We start from the raw sequence: 20,737 nt of genomic DNA, 5'->3' as shown, positions 1-20,737 counted from the left end.
TCAAACAGCAGACTGGTACTGCATAAGATGTTAAGTTGACACTAATGACTAATGACTAATGACCAATTCCCAATTAGCAATTCCCAATTTTAATTATGCAAACCCCACCACCTCCATCAATTACGCCCCGCCAGATGAACCTGCTGAGAATTGTTGCTTCTATGGCCTGGGCTGACGGCGAACTAGCGACAGAAGAAGTTAATTTAATGCTCGATCGCTTTTGCAGTTTGTTTGCGCCCGATGCCGACGGACAACAAATGCAACAGGAACTGCGGGATTACATCATGCAAAATATCCCCCTTGATGAGTTGATTCACCAACTAGAAACTCAAGATGAAAAAGAATTAGTTTTGCAACTCGGCTATGAAGTGATTTCATCTAGTTCTCGCACTCCCGACGAACCAAAAATTAACGCTGACGAAGCCGCAGCTTATCAAAAATTAGTGCAGTTGCTGAATCTTCCAGAGGATGCTGTCAAGCGTATTGAAGCAGAAGCATCGGCTGCAGATACTTCGGAGGGAATTGTAGAGAAGATGGCTCACAAATTAGAAAAGTTCATCAAAGGCTAGTTTGGGACTGGCGCGCGATCGCTGATTCCCGGTTTCTTCATGTATTTCTCGTTACTAAACCTCTGATTTTGCGTACCGGGAATCAGCCGCCATACGTAAGTTTTATTACGTAAGTATTTCCACAGTTTTTCAGTCAAGAGAACCTCTGTTATATTATGTCCGGGTGTTTGACAGCGAGCGAGCTTAGCTTTATAGCTGCGGTAGCAGTTTGGCAACTACTATTTTTTGTCTCCTTGATTTCTATCAGTTCGTTTCTATCCTGCATGGTGCACTATAGAATTAGAAACGAATTTATGGACGGGAATCAAATTTTATGCTCCCAGCTTTAAGGATTTCTGGCTATGACTTGCAAGAACTCATCCACCAAGGAACTAACACGGTTATATATCGGGCGGTATCCCTAACAAACCGACAGCCTGCGATTCTCAAAGTTTTAAATACAGAATATCCTACCCTAGAACAGATAACTCGCTTAAAACACGAATATCAGATAACGGCATATCTCGATTGCGAGCATACTGTCAAAGTCGATCGCCTAGAAACTCACCCAAACTGCTTAGTATTAGTCTTAGAGGATTTTGGTGGCATCTCGCTCAAACAGTGGATGGCAAGGGCTGGGAATGCTAGCAGCAGCATTTTTGCAATGCGCGATACACAATCACTTGCAGGCGGCGGGCCAAGCGCTGCGATTCGCACAACTGCTGTGCAAGCAGCAACCGCGCGCTACCAATTGCCGATCGCCCACTTCTTAAACATTGCCGTCCAATTAGCAAAAGCTTTAGTATTTATACATCAAAATCAAATTATTCATAAAGATATCAAGCCTGATAATATTATCATAAATCCCGAAACAAAGCAAGTAAAAATCGCTGATTTCAGCATCGCCTCGCGGTTAAATAAAGAAACGCCAAACTTAAAAAATCCCGATCGCCTAGAAGGAACTCTCGCCTATATGTCGCCGGAACAAACCGGGCGGATGAATCGGGGCGTAGACTACCGCAGCGACTTCTACTCTCTCGGTGTCAGCTTTTACGAACTGCTGACAGGAAAATTGCCATTTCGCAGCAGCGAGCCCCTGCAATTAGTCCACTGTCACATTGCCAAACAACCGATTCCTCTTCAAGAATTAAATCCGAAAATTCCCGAAGTATTGGCCCAAATTGTGACAAAACTGATGGCAAAAAATGCCGAAGACAGGTATCAAAGTGCAGCGGGATTGTTAGCAGATTTAGAACGCTGCCAGAATCAAATCGAGAATTCAGGTACAATTTCTAATTTTATCCCCGGACAACTGGATGCGATGAGTCAGTTGTTAATTCCGCAAAAACTTTACGGGCGGGAAGAACAAATAGAACAATTATTACAAGCCTTCGATCGCGTCAGCGACGGCAGCGGTGAAATTGTCTTGGTAGGTGGCTACTCCGGGATTGGCAAATCAGCATTGGTGCACGAAATTCTGCGCAATTTAACCAGGCAGCGCGGCTACTTGATATCGGGAAAATTTGACCAATTTAAGCGCAATGTTCCCTACACTTGTTTCAATCAAGCCATGCGGAGTTTGGTGCAGCAGATTTTGACCGAAAGCCAAGATCGGATTGACTTGTGGCGAGAAAAACTGCTGCAAGTTTTGGAGGCTAATGCTGGAATTGCGATCGAAGCCATCCCCGAATTAGAGTTAATTTTAGGCCCGCAACCCGAAGTACCGGAACTCGGCGCGATCGAATCTCAAAACCGCTTCAACCGAGTGATGCAGCAGTTCCTGCGAGCAATTGCCACTGCCGAACATCCCTTAGTAATGTTTCTAGATGACTGCCAGTGGATAGATGCTGCAACAGTCAATTTGTACCAACAAAGTTGCCTCAAAAAAATCCCTTACTTGCTGGTGATTGTTGCTTACCGGGATAACGAAATCAGCCCGACGCATCCGTTTATGCTGGCAAATGAGGCAATGAGGGCCGCAGGAGTTCCGATGACAGCTATTACTTTACAACCGCTAGCAATTGGCCGCGCTACTCAACTGGTTGCTGAAAGTTTCAACTGTGCCGCCGCGTCAGCGACACCGCTGGCAAATTTGCTCGTGGAAAAAACTGACGGAAATCCATTTTTTCTCAAACAAATGCTGAAGTATTTGCATCACAAAGGCTGGTTAAGATTTAACCCGCAGGCGGCTCATTGGCAGTGGGATATTAAACATATTGAACGGCAGGATATTTCGGAGAACGTTGTTGATTTGATGGTGAAGAGAATTCAAAGTTTGTCAACCTCAACTCAGCGAGTTTTGCAGTTAGCTGCTTGTATTGACAATCAGTTTAGTTTGGATCTGCTGTCGGTAGCCAGCGGACAATCTTGGACCCAAACAGCACAGGATTTGTGGGAAGCGCTGCAAGTGGGGTTGATTTTACCTGTAGGCAATACCTATCGGATACCGCAAGTATTTGAGCCCGAAGAGTTGGAGAAGTTGGGCAAAACGGCCCGACAGGTGTGCTACAAATTTATGCACGATCGCGTTCAGCAAGCTGCTTATGCCATGATTCCTGATGCAGAGAAAGCACCGGTTCATTTGGCGATCGGGCGTTTGTTATTGCACGGAAGCAGCAAAGCCCAACGACAAGAACGAATTTTTGATATTGTCAATCATTTGAATTTTGCTGGCGGGTTGATTTGCGAGTTGAGTCAACGCTATGAATTAGCTCAGTTAAACTTGCAGGCGGGCAAAACTGCGAAAGCTGCTTCTGCGTTTGAAACGGCGCTGAGTTTTTTTCAGTCGGGCTGCAATAGTTTGCCGCCACAAAGCTGGGAAGATAATTATGCGTTAACTTGGGCGCTGCATTTTGAATTGGGCGAAGCAGAATATTTGAATGGGGAAAATGACGCAGCTTTGGTAATTTTAGATGGGATTTTGCCGCAAACTAGGACATTGTTAGAACGGTGTCGGGTTAATGAGTTGAAAATGACTTGTCTGCGGATGAAAAATGATTTGCCTGCAGCTTATCGGTTAGGTATCGATACGCTGCAATTTTTGGGGATTGAGTTTGAAGCGTACCCGGATGATGAGTATTTGCTGCGGGAGTTGGCGAAGACGAAAAGGATGATTGGCGATCCTCTTCGAGGGCTTCGCCAACGCCCGATCGCCGATTTAGCAGATTTACCAGAGTTCACCGATCCGCTGCAACTCGCCGCCCACCGGATTTTGAAAGAACTTTTTCCAATTGCTTTCTTGACAAGTCGCAACGCTCAATTCTTGTGCGCCATGAAGTTGGTGCAGGCGACAATCGAGCACGGCAACTGCCGGATTTCTGCCTTTGGCTACATTTTGTATGCCTTTACTTTGATTGTTAAATATGGCGAAATTGAGCAGGGTTGCGAAGCTGGAGAACTGGGTCTAAATCTCTACGAACGCTGGGATGCTAAAGAGTTAGGCGCTTATATTTTGCTTGTGTGGGGGGCTTTGACTTTGCACCACATCAAATATATTGATGAGTCCAAGGTTTTTATCCTCAAAGCTTTTAATAGCGGTCTAGAGACAGGTGCTTATCAGTGGTCGGGATATGCTGCGGTTAATTATCTGTGGTTCAGCTTTTTTGGCAATGAATCGCTGCAAAAATCCGCCGATATTATAGATGAATATATTCCGGTTTTGGAGAAAAGAGACCGCAATATGCTAGCATATTTTTTCCTCAACAAACAGGCAATTTATCAACTTACTTGTCCTGCCGATACTGCGGAAAATCTCCCAAGTTTCATCGACGAACAATCGCTTTTAGAATTTGCTGAAGCCTCGGCAGATTTGACGACTTCTTTTATGGTTTATCTGTACAGACTAGCCCGGGCGAATTGGTTTGGCGAAGTCGATCGAGCATTAGAATATGCCAATATTGGTGCTAAATTTTTGGCAGGTGCTGTCGGGACTTTTCTGAGTCCGGTTTTTTGCTTCCACCGGGCTATAGCGCTGGCTGCGGCTTGTACAAATGCCAGCGAGGGCGATCGCGAAATCTACCTAGAACAGCTTAACATCAGCCTGGAAGAACTTCGAGAATTTGCCAAAAACTGCCCTGCGAATTACCAGCACAAATATTTAGCCATCCGGGCCCAAGCGGCGCGGTTGTCGGGACAAAACTATGAGGCGTCAGAATGCTACGATAGTGCGATCGCCCTCGCGATAGAAAACGGCTTCATTCAAGATGCTGCACTCGTTAACGAATTAGCAGCCAGATTTTATTTATCGCAAAATCGGCTCATTTTTGTCAAAAATTATCTCAACGATGCCCGAGTTTGCTACATCCAGTGGGGCGCCACAGCGAAAGTCCGTCAACTCGAACAATACTATAGCAATTTATTTCCAGAAGCTGTAGAGTCGCGGATTGCTGCAACTGTAACTGCGAGTACATCCAGTCATGCTAATATCTTGGATTTAGCAACGGTAATCAAAGCTTCTGGGGCAATTTACAGTGAAATTGTCTTAGAAAAATTGTTGAAAAAACTGCTCCACATTATCTTAGAAAATGCTGGCGCGCAGAAAGGCTGTATTATTTTAGAACGAGAGGGGCTGTTGTTTGTGGAAGTGTCGGATACTAACCAGCACGACTCAGCAACATTTCAGGAGTCTATGCGGGTTGAAAAGAGCTCAGATGTTCCTATTTCTCTAGTTAAGTATGTAGCGAGAACTCAGCAGCCGTTGGTGTTGAGCGATGCAAGTCGAGAAACAATTTACCAAGCGGATACTTACATTCAGAATTGCCAGCCAAAGTCGGTTTTATGCGCGCCGATTTTGTATCAAAGTAAGTTGATTGGCATTGTGTATTTAGAGAATAATCTGGCGGCGGGAGCTTTTACGCGCGATCGGCTGGAACTGTTGCAACTGTTAACGGCACAAGCGGCGATCGCCATTGAAAACGCCCGCCTCTACGCCCGGGAACAACACAAATCCCGCCAGTTGGCTGAATCTCTCGAAAGCCTGCAACAGTTCCAAGGCGAAGTCCTCCAAAAAGAACAGCAGTACCGCAGCATATTTGAGACGGTAGCAGACGGACTTTCGCTGATAGATTTGGATAGCGGTAAAGTCATCGCAGCTAACCCCGCACTCTGTCAAATTTTTGGCTATTCTCAGGAGGAGTTTGTGCATTTAAATCCGCCAGATTATATTCTCCCCGAGTATCTGCATTTATTCGCCGAATTCCAACAAACTGTCATAAAACGCCAAGAATTTAACTGTCAAGCTGTCATACAGAGAAAAGACGGTACGCTGTGCGATATTGAGATCAAATCGAACTTCTTTGAGTACGGCGGCAAACCCCACGCCCTGGTAATTAATCGCGATATTAGCGATCGCAAGCGCGCCGAAAAAGCTCTGCAAACATCGCAAGTTCAATTGAGACAAAAAGCTGAAGATTTAGAAGCAATACTCGTTCAACTGCAACAAACTCAGGCACAATTAGTTCAAACAGAAAAAATCTCGCAACTCGGACAACTGGTTGCTGGAGTTGCTCACGAAGTGAACAATCCCGTGAGCTTTATTTCTGGTAACTTGCATCATGCCAAAGACTATATTAGCGATTTGATAAGTTTAGTCCAGGTTTATCAAGACAACTTTCCCGAGCCGGGACAACAAGTTTTAGATGAAATAGAAGCGATTGAATTAGACTATTTAGTAGAAGATTTGCCGAAGATGATTGACTCGATGAGATTGGGAACAGAGCGCATCCGCGACATCATGCAATCTTTGCGAAATTACTCGCGTAGCGACGGGATTGAGAAAAAATCCGCAAATATTCACGAAGGAATTGATACCACATTAATGATTTTGTCGCACCGACTGAAAGCGTCGGGCGATCGACCGGCGATTAAAGTCATCAAAAACTACGGGGAATTGCCTAACATAGAATGCTATCCTGGGCAACTGAATCAGGTATTTATGAATTTGATAGCTAATGCGATCGATGCTCTGGAAGAATCTAATTTGGGTAAAACCTACAAACAGATTGAGAGCAATCCTAATGTGATTACAATTTCTACCTCAGCGGACAATAGCAGCGGAAAACAAATAAATCGTACAGTAAAAATTAGGATATCTGACAATGGAATTGGAATGTCAAAACACATCAAAGAAAAATTGTTTACGCCATTCTTCACAACTAAAGCTGAAGGCAAAGGAACCGGATTGGGACTGCCAATTTGCCACGATATAGTCACAAAAAAACACCGGGGAAGTTTAGAATGTTTTTCCTCGCCGGGAAGGGGAACCGAATTTGCGATCGCCCTTCCCGTGCGCAGCATTTAAACAACTTAAACTAATTATGTAGGGTGCGCACTGCGCACCGAACCCAACTTAGTGCGGTAACTTGCTGAGCCCGTACCAAGTTTTAGCGCCGACAATTCCATCTTGCGGTAAATTCTTGCTGAGTTGGAACTGGCGCACTGCTACATCTGTCATCGTCCCAAAAAAGCCGTCAATCATACCGAAATAGTATCCATTGATTTTCAAGACATTCTGAACAATTTTCACTGCATTACCAGAACTGCCATTCATCAAGATGGGCATATTCACAGGTGCACCAGAGTACAGTGCTTGCCAAGTTATAGAAGCGACAATCCCATCTTCAGTTAAAAAGACGCGGTGTTGATAGCCTTTGACTGCTTTTTGAACTTGGACGGCGAAGATACCGTCCATCGCGCCAGAATAATATCCCCAATGATATAGAAGCTGTTGTAGTTCCTTGACAGCTTGACCTGTTGAACCCATTTGTAAAGTGGGTTTGTTCAGTCCAGTGGTTTGAGCAACTGCAACAGTTGATTCAGCAGCAGTAGCAGTGGCGATAGCGACAGTTTCATTGTTCGTGCTTCTTTCTTCGGTGTACATAATGTGATTCCTCTTCAGGTTTAAGTTGTGGTGTTTGATATTTCAGGTATAACTGGTGGGATTTCTGACTGCACAGTCACTTTTTCGAGTGTCACTCATTTGAGTTAGCCGTCATGTGTTCGATCGTTCGGAATACCAGTCCTCAGATTTTTATGAGGACTGAAGTCCGAACGATCGAACCAACTGGTAAGGTGCTTGTGGGGGGCAGAACCCAACTTAGTGGGGTAACTTGCTGAGGGCGTGCCAAGTTTTATAGCCGACAATTCCATCTTGCGGTAAACCCTTGCTGAGTTGGAAATAGCGCACTGCTACATCTGTCATCGTCCCAAAATATCCGTCAATAAAACCGAAATAGTATCCATTCAATTTCAGGACATTCTGAACAATTTTCACTGCATTACCAGAACTGCCATTCATCAGAGTCGGCATATTCACAGGTGCACCAGAGTACAGTGCTTGCCAAGTTATAGAACCGACAATCCCATCTTCAATTAAGAAGACGCGGTGTTGATAGCCTTTGACTGCTTTTTGAACTTGGACGCCGAAGATACCGTCAATCGGGCCGAAATAATATCCCCAATGAGCTAGGAGAGTTTCTAGTTCTTTGACAGCTTGACCTGTTGAACCCATTTGTAACGTGGGTTTGTTGAGTCCAGTTGTCAGACCAACTGCAAGATTTGATTGAGCTGTAGTATCGGCGGCGGCGATCGCCATTGTTTCATTGTTCGTGCTTCTTTCTTCGGTGTACATAATGTGATTCCTGTCAATATTTAAGTTGTGGTCTTTGATATTTCAGGTATAACTGGTGCGATTGATGGCTTCACAGTCACTTTTTCGAGTGTCACTCATTTCAGTGTCACTCGAAAAAGTGACAAACCACACAAATGGGTTCGATCGTTCGGAATGCAAGTGCTGATAAAAATTAGAGGACTGAAGTCCTCACGATCAAACCAAACAAATGGGTTCGATCGTTCGGAATGCAAGTCCTGATAAAAATCAGAGGACTGAAGTCCTCACGATCGAACCAATGGGTAAGCATGACAGCGAGGGGGACGATCGCACTCAAAATTCTCGCAATGTAGGAATTAAATACTGTGTCAAAGTAAAGGCATCTACTCCTAATTCCGTCCGTTCTTTGGCTGCCGCGATTCCGGCTCGAGCGTGCCACCACGCTGCTGTTGCTGCAACTGATTCGGGGGGGGATTTGCGGGCGATCGCACTTGCTAACAGTCCCCCTAACAAGCCTGTGAGAACGTCGCCGCTGCCGCCTCTGGCGAGGGCTGGGGTGCTTTCGGGATTGAGATAGGTGATGGTACGTGAAGCGTAGCTATCCCGTAGGGAATCGCCCTCATCCTTCCAACTTATGCAAACTCTGGCTCCTTTGAGCAATACCGTTGCACCGCAAAGCTGCGCCGCTGCTTGAGTTGCGGCAATTCGATCGCCCGTTGCGCCGGCTAATTCGGGAAACAAACGCTTGAATTCGCCCGGATGAGGGGTGATAATTGTCAGTGCACAGCGTTCGGACAAAATCGGGACTGTGCCGAGTTGAGCGAGGATATTTAAACCGTCGGCATCGAGAACTAAAGGTCGATCGCTCTCCAGTACAGATTCTACAGCTATTGCCGCTTCCAATGTCAGACCTGGCCCTGCGGCGATCGCATCGTAGGCGCTCAAATCAACTGCTACCGGCAACTCCCTAATTGCACCGCTTTGAGTTTCGGGACATCCTATAACTAAAGCCTCTGGCAAATGACTGCTCAACATCGGTTTAATCGACTCAGGAACAGCAATTGACAGCATTCCGACTCCGCTGGCTCTTGCTCCCAATGCTGACAAAATTGCCGCTCCGCTGTAGCGGCCCGAACCTGCAATAATTAGTAAGTTACCGTTAGTGTATTTGTGCGAAATTGGCGAGCGGGGCAAAGGCAAATGCTGAATGACCGATGCTTTTGTAATGCGTTGTATTGCTGGCGGCTCGCCCAATACCGCTGCAATATCTGCGACGGGAATATCAAAATCAATTAATTCTGACGTACCGATATATTCTAACGCTCTGTCTTGCAGAAATGCCATTTTCCACAAACCCAAACACAATGTATGTTTTGCCCGGATTGCCGTCCCCAAAACTGCTCCGCTATCTGTATGAATTCCCGAGGGAATGTCTATACTAAAAATGGGTATATTTAAATTATTGATTTCATTAATCGCGGCGGCTGTGGAGTTAATAATTTCTCGTTCCAAGCCAAACCCAAATAAACCATCAATCAGCCAATCGCAGTTGTTCAGCGATTCAACTTTGTCAACAAATGGAATATTTAAAGAACGCGCATAATCAGCGTGACTTTTTGTAAGTTCTTTAAGTTGAGAAAACGGGCAGTAAATAACTACTGGGAATCCTTGAAAGTGCAATTCGCGGGCCACAACTAAAGCATCGCCGCCGTTATGTCCCGGCCCAACCAACACTCCGATAACTGCCAAGTGAAAATTAACAATATCTTTCCCGAATCCCCTTTTCCTTCTATCTGTTAAATCCGTTACATCCGTTATAGAATCCGTTGCCGAACCTCCCTCTGCCTTCAAAAGCTCCTGAATGCGTTTGGCAATCAGTCCGGCGACTTTTTCCATTAAAGCTGCTACGGGCATTCCAGCGGCAAAGATTCTGGTTTCTATTTGCCGCATTTGGGCGGCGGTGACAACAAATTTTTGAATAGTCATAAGTAGAAGGAAGAAGGAAGAAGGAAGAAGGAAGTCGGAAGAAAAGATACACAGCAAGCCTTGGAGCGATCTGGATTTGAGGCTTAATTAGGTGGATTTACTTATTAGTGCTAAAATTTCAGCTAACAGCAGCAGTAGCAAATTGTAGTATTTTTGTGGTATAATCAATTAGCTCGATCGAACGAAGTAACAGTAAAATAGCAATTTCTCCGAATCATGAACAAGATTGTCGTAGGCCTCTCCGGCGGGGTCGATAGTTCCGCAGCAGCCGCAATTTTACACCATCAAGGCTATGAAGTGGTGGGTTTAACGCTGTGGTTGATGAAGGGCAAAGGTCAGTGCTGCTCTGAGGGAATGGTCGATGCTGCTAAAATTTGCGAAAATTTGGGCGTTCCCCACCACATTGTTGACAGCCGCGAGGTCTTTCAGGCAAGTATTGTCGATTATTTGGTGGACGGCTACAGTGCAGGAGTTACGCCTCTGCCTTGTTCGCAGTGCAATAAAACTGTGAAGTTCGGGCCGATGCTCGAGTATGCTCGCGAAGAACTGGGTATTGAAAAGATTGCTACGGGGCACTACGCTCGCATTACTTATGATACTGCTACAGGTCGCTATCAGTTGCTGCGGGCGATCGACCCTGCGAAAGATCAGTCTTATTTCTTGTACGATTTAACACAGGATTTGCTGGCGGGTACGGAGTTTCCCTTGGGGGAAATTACCAAGACAGAAACTCGCAGAATTGCGGCGGAATTTGGCTTGAGCACTGCTGATAAGCCGGAAAGTCAGGATTTGTGCTTGGTGGAAAGTAACGGTTCGATGCGGGCTTTTCTGGACAAGTACATCGCGCCGCAAAAGGGTGACATTGTGGACAAAGCAGGGCGGGTGCTCGGACAGCACGACGGCGTGCACCACTACACCATCGGCCAGCGGAAGGGACTCGGGATTGCTGCACCGGAACCGCTGTATGTGATTGAACTCGATGCTGCTGGAAATCGGGTAATTGTGGGCGATCGCCAGTTGGCGGTAGAATCTGAGTGTACGGTGCAGAAAGTAAATTGGGTTTCTGTGGCGGAACCGGCGGCTCCGATTCGGGCTTCCGTGCAGATTCGCTATCGATCGCAACCCGTCCCCGCTACAATTATTCCTGTCGAACCATCCGAAGCAGAGGAAAAAGCCAGCGGTACAAGAGTCAAGGTGATTTTTGACGAACCGCAGTTGAGCATTACCCCCGGACAAGCCGCTGTTTGGTATGACTCAGACGTGCTGTTGGGCGGCGGCATCATTGAAAGAAAACAACTCCCAAGATAAGATAAGACGGCGGTTTCAACCGCCCGCCCTCCTCATCCTTTCTTTTCCAAGCGCCACACATTCCCCCTAGCATTGGTGCGGTAAACCCAAGTTTGACGGCCGTCAGAAACCACAACCCGCCAACCTTCAACAATCATTTGGCCGCAAATTTCATCAGATTTCGCGATTCCCAAACAAGTATTCGGCCAACTTTGCCGGCTCGATTCAGTGACTTTCAACTTGTCAGCAGCAATCCCAGTTTGGCGCGACAAGTCTTGGCGAACTGCTGCTGCTACGGTTGCGGGCAATTGGTTCGGGGGATTTTGGCGCGTACCCTCGGCCAAATTTCCAGGTTCGGAAGTTAGACTATTTAGTGCCAATCCAGAATAGCTAATTTTTTTGGACACCGCCGTTTGCTGTTCTTGGCTTTCCAACTGAGCGAGGGAATGTTTGAGGGCGCCCGCGTTAGCCGCAGCGGTGTGTATTAGCGCCGGATACATTTCCCAGGCGAGAATTCCTGTCAGCACCAAAGCCAAGATTAAAGGATTGGGCTGCTTTTCGGCTCGGTTTTGATTGTTTTGAGAGTTATTTTCGGAGATTGGTTTCATCATACGCTCTCTTCCTCACTTTACACTCTGGCGCGATCGCTCTGGATCGCTCAAATGCAGATACTTATTTAGACACTGCTGCTGGTGCTGTTTGTTCCTTTGTGCAGAACCGACTTGATTGCTAGTGCGGCACAAGTATTTTATACTCGCTGCGGGCACTTGTGTTTCCGGAAACTTGCACTATCCAGTTATTACTTAATTTTTAGTCTTAGTGTCGGAGTATTGATAAAAATTTATGCCTGCGTAAATCTTCTGAAAAAAAGCTGATTCTGGCGGAGCATCTCAGTATAAATGACTATTCATCGTGCCAAAACAGAAGAAGGTGTTTTAGACTGCGGGAGGCGAGCTGAGCCAGTGAGATCGAATGGCTGCTGCACAATCTGTTGCAACAGGACGGGAACGTATTATAAATTAAGCAAGCTATCGCTGATAAATTATAGCATTCAGGTTTTCAAGAGCAATTCCAAAAATACTTTAGTAGCGATCGCTACTTTTTTAGTAAAATATTGTTGAAATGTATCAATTATGAACAGAAAATCCCTCGGAATCCATTTAATGAATCGCCTGAGCTATCCTCAAAAATTCACCTCGATCGGTTTTCTATTTGCGATGCCCTTAACTTTGGTCATGTACTTGCTGATTTCCGAAATTAACAGCAGGGTTGATTTTGCCCAAAAAGAAATCTACGGTAATGAATACCTGCGGCCGCTGCGACAGTTGAGGGAACACATACCGAAACTTCAACAGTTAAATTATCAGGGTTTAAATCCCAATTTAAGCAATCCAGATCCTCGGGCTAATTTAGAAGCTAAGATAGACGCGAACTTTGAATCTCTGGCCAATATCGATCGCCAGTCAGGACAAATTTTAGTTTCTACAGAAAAGTTTAATAACATTTATCAAACTTGGCAAAATTTTAAACTTCGCCGCAGCCAGTGGAGTATAGAAACTTACGATGTTGTCTATCAAAAATTAGCATCTGACATTAATAGATTGAGCGCTCGCGTCGGCGATACTTCCAATCTAATATTAGACCCCGATTTAGATACCTATTATTTGATGGATGCTACTTTGCTGAAGCTTCCCGAAATGCAAAAAATCTTGTCAGAGATTAGGCTAATTTCTCAAAAAAGTAGCGCGCGTTCCGATGCCACACCTGAAGAAAGAGCGAAACTGATTACCTTGGCGGGCAAATTGAGAGAAATTAATCAGGATTTAGCAATCAATATGGAGGTAGGATTTAACAATAATCCTCACGGGAATCTGATCCCGAAATTAAGCGAGCATTTGACAAAATTTAACTCGGTAGTAGAGCAGCTAACTGGGCAAATAGATAAACTGATTTATCCCACAGCCTTAGTGGAATATTATGCCTATCTCGATGCGAGCGATCGAGTTCTGAATTCGAGTTTTGAACTGTGGGACGAGAGTGTCAATGAATTAGACTTTCTCCTGCAAAAACGAATTAAGAGTTTTGCGCTTAAAAAGCGCCTAATTGCTATTTTTGTTTTAATAATTTTAGCGTTAGTTATTTATTTATTTGTCTCTTTCTACAGAGCCGTTATGCAAACTGTATTTGTGCTTGAGGAAGCGTCAAAAAAGATGGCTGGTGGCAATCTAGACCACAAAATTATTTTGGATAACAGAGATGAACTAGGGCAAGTTGTGGGTGCGTTTAACAATATTGCCGATGCCTTAGTTATGGCAAATCAAGAAATTACTGTTCTCAACGATCGCCTAAAAGCAGAAAATATGCGGATGAGTGCCGAACTAGAGGTTACTCGCAAGATTCAGCAAATGCTGCTGCCGAAAGACCGAGAACTGAAGGAAGTTATCGGCTTAGATATTGCCGGATTTATGGAAGCTGCTGATGAAGTAGGCGGCGACTATTACGACGTACTCCAGCACGAAGGTAGAGTTAAAATTGGTATTGGCGACGTGACGGGACACGGATTGGAGAGCGGGGTTTTAATGATTATGGTTCAAACGGCAGTGCGAACTTTGCTCGCCTACGACGAACCAGATCCGGTGAAATTTTTAAGCGCTATTAACAGTGCAATTTACGATAACGTGCAGCGGATGAAATGCGAGAAAAACGCCAGCCTTGCTTTGCTAGACTATCAGGAGGGAATGCTGAAGTTGAGCGGCCAGCACGAAGAAATGATTGTCGTGCGGTGTAACGGTTCTGTCGAGCGGTTTGATACGATCGATTTGGGTTTCCCGATCGGGCTGGATGCAGATATTGCTGATTTTGTTGCTGAAACTATTGTGCAGTTGCATTCAGGAGATGTGGTGGTGCTGTATACTGACGGGATTACCGAAGCAGAAAATATGGATAAAGTGCTTTACGGTTTAGAGAGGTTAATTGAGGTAATACAGATTAATTGGCAGCGAACGGCCGCTGAAATTAGGCACGCTGTAATTAAGGACGTGCGATCGCATATCGGCGAACAAAAAGTTTTTGATGACATCACATTGCTGGTGCTAAAACAAAAATAGGGAATTGGGAATTGGGCTTCCCAGGGCGAAGCGGAGGGATGGGCTCGCGCAGGCCTTCCCAGGTCATGGGCCTTCCCAGGTCGTTGGGCATTGGTAGCAACTCGCCAATAACTAATAACCAATAACTAATAACCAATAACAACAGTCAACAGTCAACAGTCAACAGTCAACAGTCAATCAACAAATAACAACTAACAAACAACAAATAAGATGATTCAAACCTTCGGCGATTTCATAGAGTCCACTCCCAGCCACGAATACTTAATAATTGGATTTTCCCCGAGTTCGATTCCCCTCAAGCAGCGGTGGCGAAACAACGGTTTGTCGGCGGATTTTCTGGCTGACTACTTGACGACTTTTTTTCCGGGAAACGAAGACGACCCCTCGACAATTGACAGACAAGCTGAAATTAAAAGCGCTGTTAGCTACATTGCTAACGAGTTATTAGAGAATGCAATGAAGTTTAATGATGAAACCTCGGAGTTCCCGATCGACATTAAACTGGAATTAAAGAGCGACGGACTGATTTTCTCAGTTGCTAACACCATCCCGGAGCAAGCTGTGGGCAAGTTTCAGGCTTACATTCACCAGTTGCTGGCGGGAGACCCTAGCGAGCTGTACATTCAACAGTTGGAAAAAAATGCTGCTGACGAAAGCTGTACCGATTCTGGATTGGGTTTGCTGACGATGCTGAGCGATTATAGCGCTAAAATAGGCTGGAAGTTCCAGACCGTGCAAAAAGACCCGGAAGTAATTACGGTGACAACTATGGTGCAATTAAGAGTATAAGCCGGGCGCGGCGATCGATAATATATAAGGGACTTTTTTGGGCTGCAATGGAAATTAAGACAGAAGATTACCGGATCTGTTACGATCCATCAACGGCAACAGTGAGTTTTGTTGGCTCTCTAAGGCTGAGCGGGCCTGAAGACTACGCGCCGATAGTGCAGTTGCTGGGCGAGGTTGCCGATATGGAACTGGCGAAAATAACCCTTAATTTGCAGCAGTTAGAATTTTTGAACAGTTCAGGCATCAATATGCTGTCGAAGTTTATTATTGAGGTGCGCAAAAAAGCCCGGGTGCAAATGGCGGTACAAGGCTCTCAACGTATAGCTTGGCAAGGTAAATCTTTGAAAAATTTTCAGCGCCTGATGCCTGGTTTGCAGTTGGAATTAGTATAGACACATGATGAGTTTTAGGGTATGGGCTGTTGACCAATTTTCTGTTAGTCGAGGCGCAAATTCTCGGGTTATGCTGGAAGAACAACCATCTAGAGAACAGCTACTTTTAGAGATAGAAAGATTGCGCCAGCAAGTGGAAGACTTGAAGGAGGAAAAAGCGGATCTGGAAATTTTGCTGGAAAATACTGCGGAACATTCCGATACGGTGGAAAGTGAGTTGCGCTATCGGGCATTGGAGGCGGTGCGGGAAGGGGAAGCCAAGCTGGTTAAATTTCTGGAAGCGATTCCGGTAGGCGTGGCCGTGCTCGATTCTCAAGGTAGACCTTACTACGTCAATCACGCCGGAGAGCAGTTACTCGGCAAAGGGGTTTTGCCGTTAAATTCTGTTGAGGATTTGTCAAAAAGTTATCAATTTTATATCGCGGGAACTGATATTATTTACCCTTCCGAGAATTTGCCTCTCGTCCGAGCTTTGACGGGAGAAAGTTCGAGTGCTGACGATCTGGAAATTCATAAACCCGACAAGAAAATTCCCCTTGAGACTTGGGGGACGCCAATTTTTGACGGTGGGAAAGTTGCTTTTGCGATCGCAGTTTTTCAAGATGTCACGGAACGCAAACAAGCTGAAGCCGACCGCCAAAAATTTATTAAGCAACTATTTGAAGTCAATCAAAATTTGGAAAAATCCCTGGATGCCGAATCAGAATTAACAGATTCTTACGGGCGATTTGTGCCGCATCAATTTCTAAATTTATTGGGATCTGAAAGTATTATCGATGTCAATTTAGGCGACCAAGTGCAGGAGGAAATGTCGGTGCTGTTTGCGGATATCCGCGACTTCACGACGCTTTCGGAAACTATGACGCCGCAAGAAAATTTTAGTTTTATCAATGCTTACCTGTCGCGGATGGAGCCGGCTATTACTAGGAATCACGGATTTATTGACAAATACATCGGCGATGCAATTATGGCTTTGTTTAGCGACTGTGCAGATGATGCAGTGAAAGCGGGTATTGCGATGCTAAATATTCTGACTGATTACAATGAATATCGTCTAAGAGTTGGCTACATCCCAATTCAAATTGGCATTGGCATCAATTCTGGTTCTTTGATGCTGGGGACAGTTGGTGGCAAAAGCCGAATGGACAGCACTGTGATTAGTGATGCTGTTAATTTGGCATCTCGGATTGAAGGATTGACCAAAGAATACGGCGTTCCTCTGTTAATTTCTCAGCAGACTTTGGAACGGTTGCGAAATCCCGATGATTATGCTATTCGGGTTGTGGATAAAGTACAGGTAAAAGGAAAATCTCAATATGTCATAGTCTATGAGGTATTTGATGCCGATCCGCCGTCCATGCGATCGGCTAAGCTAGCAAATTTGCCCGTATATAATGAAGCGATGTCACTGTGCGATCGCCAGGAGTTCCGAGAAGCGGGAAAATTGTTTGAAGAGTGTTTGCGGACAAATCCGAGCGATAGGGTAGCTCGCATTTACCTGAAACGCTGTCGGGATTGGCGCTCGCTCCTCAAGGGAATTTAGAGTCAGTTGACAGTTGACCTGTGACCGTTGACATTAGTCAGCTTTAGAGGTTTCGCGACAGAGGATTTACCAAGAAACCGGGTTTATAGTCTAAAAGCCTGTAAGTTCTGATAATATAATAACTAATTTGGAGCGTTAAGAAAAGACGATGGGAATCAACAAGCGGCAGCCGAGAATATCTATAAAACCTTCAGTAATTAAAGTTATAGCTCTGTTCTGCCTGTGCTGCTTGTTAACTGCAAGCTGCGGACAGGGGGCCTCTCGATCGCCAAATTCGGCCAACAATGGCAACAACGATCGCGTCACTATTGGCACAACCTTGAAATTGCGGACGATCGACCCCGCCGACGCTTACGAAACTCTATCAGGGCAAGTGCTGCAAAATTTGGGCGACACTCTCTACACTTACAAGTCGGGAACTACTGAATTAATCCCCCACTTAGCGACAGCAATGCCAAAAGTTAGCAAAGACGGATTGACATATACAATTCCCTTGCGTCAAGGCGTTATTTTTCACGACGACACACCGTTTAACGCCGCAGCGATGGAATTTTCCTTGCAGCGGTTTATCAAAAATGGCGGCCGTCCGGCTTTCTTGTTGAGCGATGCAGTAGAATCGGTGAAAGCGACGGGCGAATACGAATTAACTTTTCAACTCAAAAAGCCTTTTGCTGCTTTTCCTTCCCTGTTGACATTTGGCGGTATTTGTGCGGTTTCTCCGAAAGCTTACGAGATTGGAGACGGTAAATTTAAACCGGATACGTTTGTGGGAACTGGACGCTACAAACTGGCGAAGTACGGCAGCGATTCTCTGAAGTTTGAGACATTTGACAAGTATTGGGGGGAAAAACCAGTTAATAAAGGAATTGACCTTTTGCTGCTTTCTAGTTCGTCAAATTTGTTTAATACTTTTCGGACAGGTGCGATCGATGTAGCTTATTTATCCCTCGATGCAGACCAAGTTCGCAGCTTGGATGAGGGAGCGAAAAAAGGGAAATGGCAGGAAATTGCGGGGGAGAGCAGTACAGTTAGTTATATGACGCTGAATCTCAAGTCTCAACCGCTGGACAAGTTAGAGGTGAGACAGGCGATCGCGGCGGCGATGGATCGGCCGCTGATTAACGATCGCGTACTGCGGGGACAAGCGCAGCCGCTTTACACTCTGATTCCCACAACCTTCGACGTTAACAAACCCGTTTTTAAAGAAATGTACGGCGACGCGAACATGGCAAAAGCTAAGGAATTGTTAACAAAAGCGGGATATTCGGTCGCGAATCCGTTTATTCTGCAAATTTGGCATCCTACTGGTTCCACAAAACGGGCTTTAGTGGCGAGCACGATCAAAGCTTTAGCCCAACTCAAAATGGACGGGATCATGCAGGTAGAAGTTAACAGCGTCGAATCTCCGACTTTGTTTCAAAATATAGAGAAGGGGATTTATCCTGCGGTGCTAGTCGATTGGTACGCCGACTTTTTCGACGCTGACAATTACATTCAGCCGTTTTTAGATTGTGCCACAGGTTCGGCGGCCAGCGGGTGCGAAAAGGGTGCAAGTCAGGGTCAGGGTTCGTTTTATTATAGCGATCGGGTAAATCAACTGATCGCCAAGCAGCGAAAAGAAGCAAACCCTCAAATCCGCAAAGCTTTGTTTGCCGAAATTCAGGACATACTAGGTCAAGATGTACCTTTCATCCCTCTTTGGCAGGATAAGGACTATACTTTTGCTCTGAATAACATCACCGGCGTCCGTCTAGAACCGACGCAATCCTTCCCCTTTTGGTTCCTGAAAAAGCAATAATTGTTTACAAGAAATTTGGTGAGTTGAAACGTCCATAATTTTATCATCTTTTGTGCACAACAGGGTGATGATTGTCACAGTTTATCGAAGAGACCGATCACCCCCCTCTCTCCAAAAATGTTGGATATTATTAGAGAGAGAGATATCGCTGAGGGTGAGTATATGAAATTTGGAATTTTAACAACAACAGGGCTGCTAATTGCGATCGGTTTTGCTTCTGGAGTCAAAGCAGAAAACGTATCACAAGTCAAGCAACTATTAGAAACTAAAAATTGCAGCAAATGTGACTTGACAGGAGCGCAGCTTTCTGGTATAAATCTTAGCGGTGCGAATTTGAGCGGTGCGAATTTGAGCGGTGCAAATTTGAACGGCGCTAACCTCAACGAAGCCAAATTGAACGAAGTAAATCTGACACAAGCTAAATTGCAAGGTGCGAGCCTAATTGGGGCTAAAATGCACGGTGCAAATTTGGAGGGTGCTGATTTGACTCGCGCTAACTTGAGTCTGGCTGGTTTAGTGATTGCCAGTTTGAAAAATACCAACCTCACCAGCGCTAATTTAGTGGGCGCTAATTTAGAAAGTGCTAATTTGGCAGGTGCGAACCTGAGAAATGCTCGCCAGTCTGTATCGAATCTAGCGAATGTCAGCCTCCGGGGTGGCAGTTTGTCGGGAATAGATGTGCTGGGGGTTAACTTGCGGGATGCAAATTTGACCGGTGCAAATTTGACTGGTGCTAATTTGAACGGTTCGGACTTGACTGGTGCTAATCTAAAGGATGCTAATATGGCAAACGTAGATTTGAAAAACGCTGCTTTGCCGTAGGACGATCGCCAATTGCTATATCAGACTCTCGTGTTTAACAAGCTTAATATAATTATCTAGGGGCAATTTCTTAATTGCCCCTATAATTTTAATTGCCTTCATTCAGTTGACAGTTGACCGCTTGACAGTTGACCGCTTGACAGCTTTCCAGGTTGACAGTTGACCGCTTGAGGGCTACCTCTACCTAGAAGGAAGAGGATGAGATTAATGAATCGTCTTCTTTTAATTTCTCCCGGGGCTTGGGGCTTTAAACCAATTCTTTCTGGTAATTTTACTTTTCCGTTAAGTTTGGGATGAGAGAGGACTGAAGTCCTCACTACGAACCTAATTAGAATTATTTAACCGGACTCGATATCAATCTTCGTCGTCAGCGTCTTGCGCGAAACGGATAATGTCATCATCTCCGAGATATTCGCCATTTTGGATTTCAATCATCACCAGGGGAATAACACCTGGGTTTTCCACGCGGTGAGCCGTGTTCATGGGAACATAGGTTGACTGTTTCTGCATGAGAATCGTCTCTTTATCGTCGCAGATAACTTTAGCGGTTCCGGAGACGACAACCCAGTGCTCGCTGCGGTGATAGTGCATTTGGGTGCTGATGTGGTGTCCGGGTTTGACTTCGATGCGATTGATCTTGTAACGATCACCCGCGTCTATGACTGTAACTTTACCCCAAAACCGGGTTTGCGTGCGATCGTCCGTTTTTTCGATTGTGTCCACTGTTTCCACCATGCTGTTGATCTCGCTAACGGTGTCTGTAAAAATATCTGTAGTTGAAAGTATATCAGAACGTAAGTGCGATCCTCTTCGAGGGCTTCGCTAACGGGCTTTGGCTTAAGTTTTTCTCTCCTAATCC

General features: G+C 45.3%; 15 protein-coding genes. 9 read left to right on the top strand and 6 right to left on the bottom strand.

The features are described from left to right. Window positions 1-95: 95 nt before the first annotated feature. On the top strand, window positions 96-569 hold the full coding sequence (locus QUB63_RS13805; protein ID WP_332945810.1) for a tellurite resistance TerB family protein: 474 nt from the start codon (window positions 96-98) through the stop codon (window positions 567-569). Here the strand turns inward: QUB63_RS13805 and QUB63_RS13800 are convergent. Further along, window positions 566-784 carry a hypothetical protein gene (locus QUB63_RS13800; protein WP_332945808.1) on the bottom strand — a complete coding sequence of 73 codons (219 nt, stop codon included), beginning with the start codon at window positions 782-784 and terminating at the stop codon, window positions 566-568. The two genes, QUB63_RS13805 and QUB63_RS13800, sit on opposite strands and share 4 nt — an antisense overlap. Before the next feature lie 98 nt (window positions 785-882). Between QUB63_RS13800 and QUB63_RS13795 the strand changes: the two genes are divergently transcribed. Continuing rightward, window positions 883-6,846, top strand: a complete 5,964-nt coding sequence (locus QUB63_RS13795; RefSeq protein ID WP_332945806.1) for an AAA family ATPase — start codon at window positions 883-885, stop codon at window positions 6,844-6,846. Between the two features lie 48 nt (window positions 6,847-6,894). Here the strand turns inward: QUB63_RS13795 and QUB63_RS13790 are convergent, their stop codons facing one another. The 3 genes from QUB63_RS13790 to QUB63_RS13780 all read right to left on the bottom strand — a co-directional run bounded on the left by QUB63_RS13790 (window position 6,895) and on the right by QUB63_RS13780 (window position 10,140). After that, entirely contained in the window at window positions 6,895-7,425 is a 531-nt protein-coding gene (locus QUB63_RS13790) for a peptidoglycan-binding domain-containing protein (RefSeq protein WP_332945805.1), read from the bottom strand. Between the two features lie 216 nt (window positions 7,426-7,641). Then, a complete protein-coding gene (locus QUB63_RS13785) occupies window positions 7,642-8,175 on the bottom strand; it encodes a peptidoglycan-binding domain-containing protein (protein WP_332945804.1) in 534 nt (177 codons plus the stop codon). A 312-nt stretch (window positions 8,176-8,487) separates the two neighbouring features. Then, window positions 8,488-10,140, bottom strand: a complete 1,653-nt coding sequence (locus QUB63_RS13780; RefSeq protein ID WP_332945803.1) for an NAD(P)H-hydrate dehydratase — start codon at window positions 10,138-10,140, stop codon at window positions 8,488-8,490. 216 nt (window positions 10,141-10,356) lie between these two features. Between QUB63_RS13780 and mnmA the strand changes: the two genes are divergently transcribed. Beyond that, window positions 10,357-11,448 carry a tRNA 2-thiouridine(34) synthase MnmA gene (gene mnmA, locus QUB63_RS13775; RefSeq protein WP_332945802.1) on the top strand — a complete coding sequence of 364 codons (1,092 nt, stop codon included), beginning with the start codon at window positions 10,357-10,359 and terminating at the stop codon, window positions 11,446-11,448. 32 nt (window positions 11,449-11,480) lie between these two features. Here the strand turns inward: mnmA and QUB63_RS13770 are convergent, their stop codons facing one another. Next, window positions 11,481-12,038: a hypothetical protein gene (locus tag QUB63_RS13770; protein WP_332945801.1), complete on the bottom strand. Its 558-nt coding sequence runs from the start codon at window positions 12,036-12,038 to the stop codon at window positions 11,481-11,483. Between the two features lie 522 nt (window positions 12,039-12,560). Between QUB63_RS13770 and QUB63_RS13765 the strand changes: the two genes are divergently transcribed. From QUB63_RS13765 to QUB63_RS13740, 6 genes are all read left to right on the top strand, one after another. After that, window positions 12,561-14,534 (top strand): SpoIIE family protein phosphatase, encoded by a 1,974-nt coding sequence (locus QUB63_RS13765; protein ID WP_332945800.1) that lies wholly within the window; start codon window positions 12,561-12,563, stop codon window positions 14,532-14,534. A gap of 210 nt (window positions 14,535-14,744) precedes the next feature. Then, window positions 14,745-15,323: a DUF6272 family protein gene (locus QUB63_RS13760; RefSeq protein WP_332945799.1), complete on the top strand. Its 579-nt coding sequence runs from the start codon at window positions 14,745-14,747 to the stop codon at window positions 15,321-15,323. 47 nt (window positions 15,324-15,370) lie between these two features. Continuing rightward, window positions 15,371-15,715, top strand: a complete 345-nt coding sequence (locus tag QUB63_RS13755; protein ID WP_332945797.1) for a slr1659 superfamily regulator — start codon at window positions 15,371-15,373, stop codon at window positions 15,713-15,715. 70 nt (window positions 15,716-15,785) lie between these two features. Continuing rightward, window positions 15,786-17,258, top strand: a complete 1,473-nt coding sequence (locus QUB63_RS13750) for an adenylate/guanylate cyclase domain-containing protein (RefSeq protein ID WP_332945796.1) — start codon at window positions 15,786-15,788, stop codon at window positions 17,256-17,258. Window positions 17,259-17,406: 148 nt separating this feature from the next. Then, window positions 17,407-19,056, top strand: a complete 1,650-nt coding sequence (locus QUB63_RS13745) for an ABC transporter substrate-binding protein (RefSeq protein ID WP_332945795.1) — start codon at window positions 17,407-17,409, stop codon at window positions 19,054-19,056. Between the two features lie 162 nt (window positions 19,057-19,218). Next, entirely contained in the window at window positions 19,219-19,878 is a 660-nt protein-coding gene (locus QUB63_RS13740) for a pentapeptide repeat-containing protein (RefSeq protein ID WP_332945794.1), read from the top strand. A 354-nt stretch (window positions 19,879-20,232) separates the two neighbouring features. On the opposite strand, the gene QUB63_RS13735 is transcribed toward QUB63_RS13740, so the two are convergent. Further along, window positions 20,233-20,613 carry a cupin domain-containing protein gene (locus tag QUB63_RS13735; RefSeq protein ID WP_442921780.1) on the bottom strand — a complete coding sequence of 127 codons (381 nt, stop codon included), beginning with the start codon at window positions 20,611-20,613 and terminating at the stop codon, window positions 20,233-20,235. Between the last annotated feature and the right edge of the window lie 124 nt (window positions 20,614-20,737).

The sequence above is a fragment of the Microcoleus sp. ARI1-B5 genome (assembly GCF_036705795.1).
GTDB lineage: Bacteria > Cyanobacteriota > Cyanobacteriia > Cyanobacteriales > Microcoleaceae > Microcoleus.
The sequence above is the reverse complement of the archived record's forward strand: the minus strand, read 5'-3'. Positions and strand labels throughout refer to the sequence as shown.

Coding starts and splice junctions, on each gene's coding strand:
- QUB63_RS13805 (WP_332945810.1), top strand. CDS start 96: ATGCAAACCCCACCACCTCCATCAATTACGCCCCGCCAGATGAACCTG.
- QUB63_RS13795 (WP_332945806.1), top strand. CDS start 883: ATGCTCCCAGCTTTAAGGATTTCTGGCTATGACTTGCAAGAACTCATC.
- QUB63_RS13790 (WP_332945805.1), bottom strand. CDS start 7,425: ATGTACACCGAAGAAAGAAGCACGAACAATGAAACTGTCGCTATCGCC.
- QUB63_RS13785 (WP_332945804.1), bottom strand. CDS start 8,175: ATGTACACCGAAGAAAGAAGCACGAACAATGAAACAATGGCGATCGCC.
- QUB63_RS13780 (WP_332945803.1), bottom strand. CDS start 10,140: ATGACTATTCAAAAATTTGTTGTCACCGCCGCCCAAATGCGGCAAATA.
- mnmA (WP_332945802.1), top strand. CDS start 10,357: ATGAACAAGATTGTCGTAGGCCTCTCCGGCGGGGTCGATAGTTCCGCA.
- QUB63_RS13770 (WP_332945801.1), bottom strand. CDS start 12,038: ATGATGAAACCAATCTCCGAAAATAACTCTCAAAACAATCAAAACCGA.
- QUB63_RS13765 (WP_332945800.1), top strand. CDS start 12,561: ATGAACAGAAAATCCCTCGGAATCCATTTAATGAATCGCCTGAGCTAT.
- QUB63_RS13760 (WP_332945799.1), top strand. CDS start 14,745: ATGATTCAAACCTTCGGCGATTTCATAGAGTCCACTCCCAGCCACGAA.
- QUB63_RS13755 (WP_332945797.1), top strand. CDS start 15,371: ATGGAAATTAAGACAGAAGATTACCGGATCTGTTACGATCCATCAACG.
- QUB63_RS13750 (WP_332945796.1), top strand. CDS start 15,786: ATGCTGGAAGAACAACCATCTAGAGAACAGCTACTTTTAGAGATAGAA.
- QUB63_RS13745 (WP_332945795.1), top strand. CDS start 17,407: ATGGGAATCAACAAGCGGCAGCCGAGAATATCTATAAAACCTTCAGTA.
- QUB63_RS13740 (WP_332945794.1), top strand. CDS start 19,219: ATGAAATTTGGAATTTTAACAACAACAGGGCTGCTAATTGCGATCGGT.
- QUB63_RS13735 (WP_442921780.1), bottom strand. CDS start 20,613: ATGGTGGAAACAGTGGACACAATCGAAAAAACGGACGATCGCACGCAA.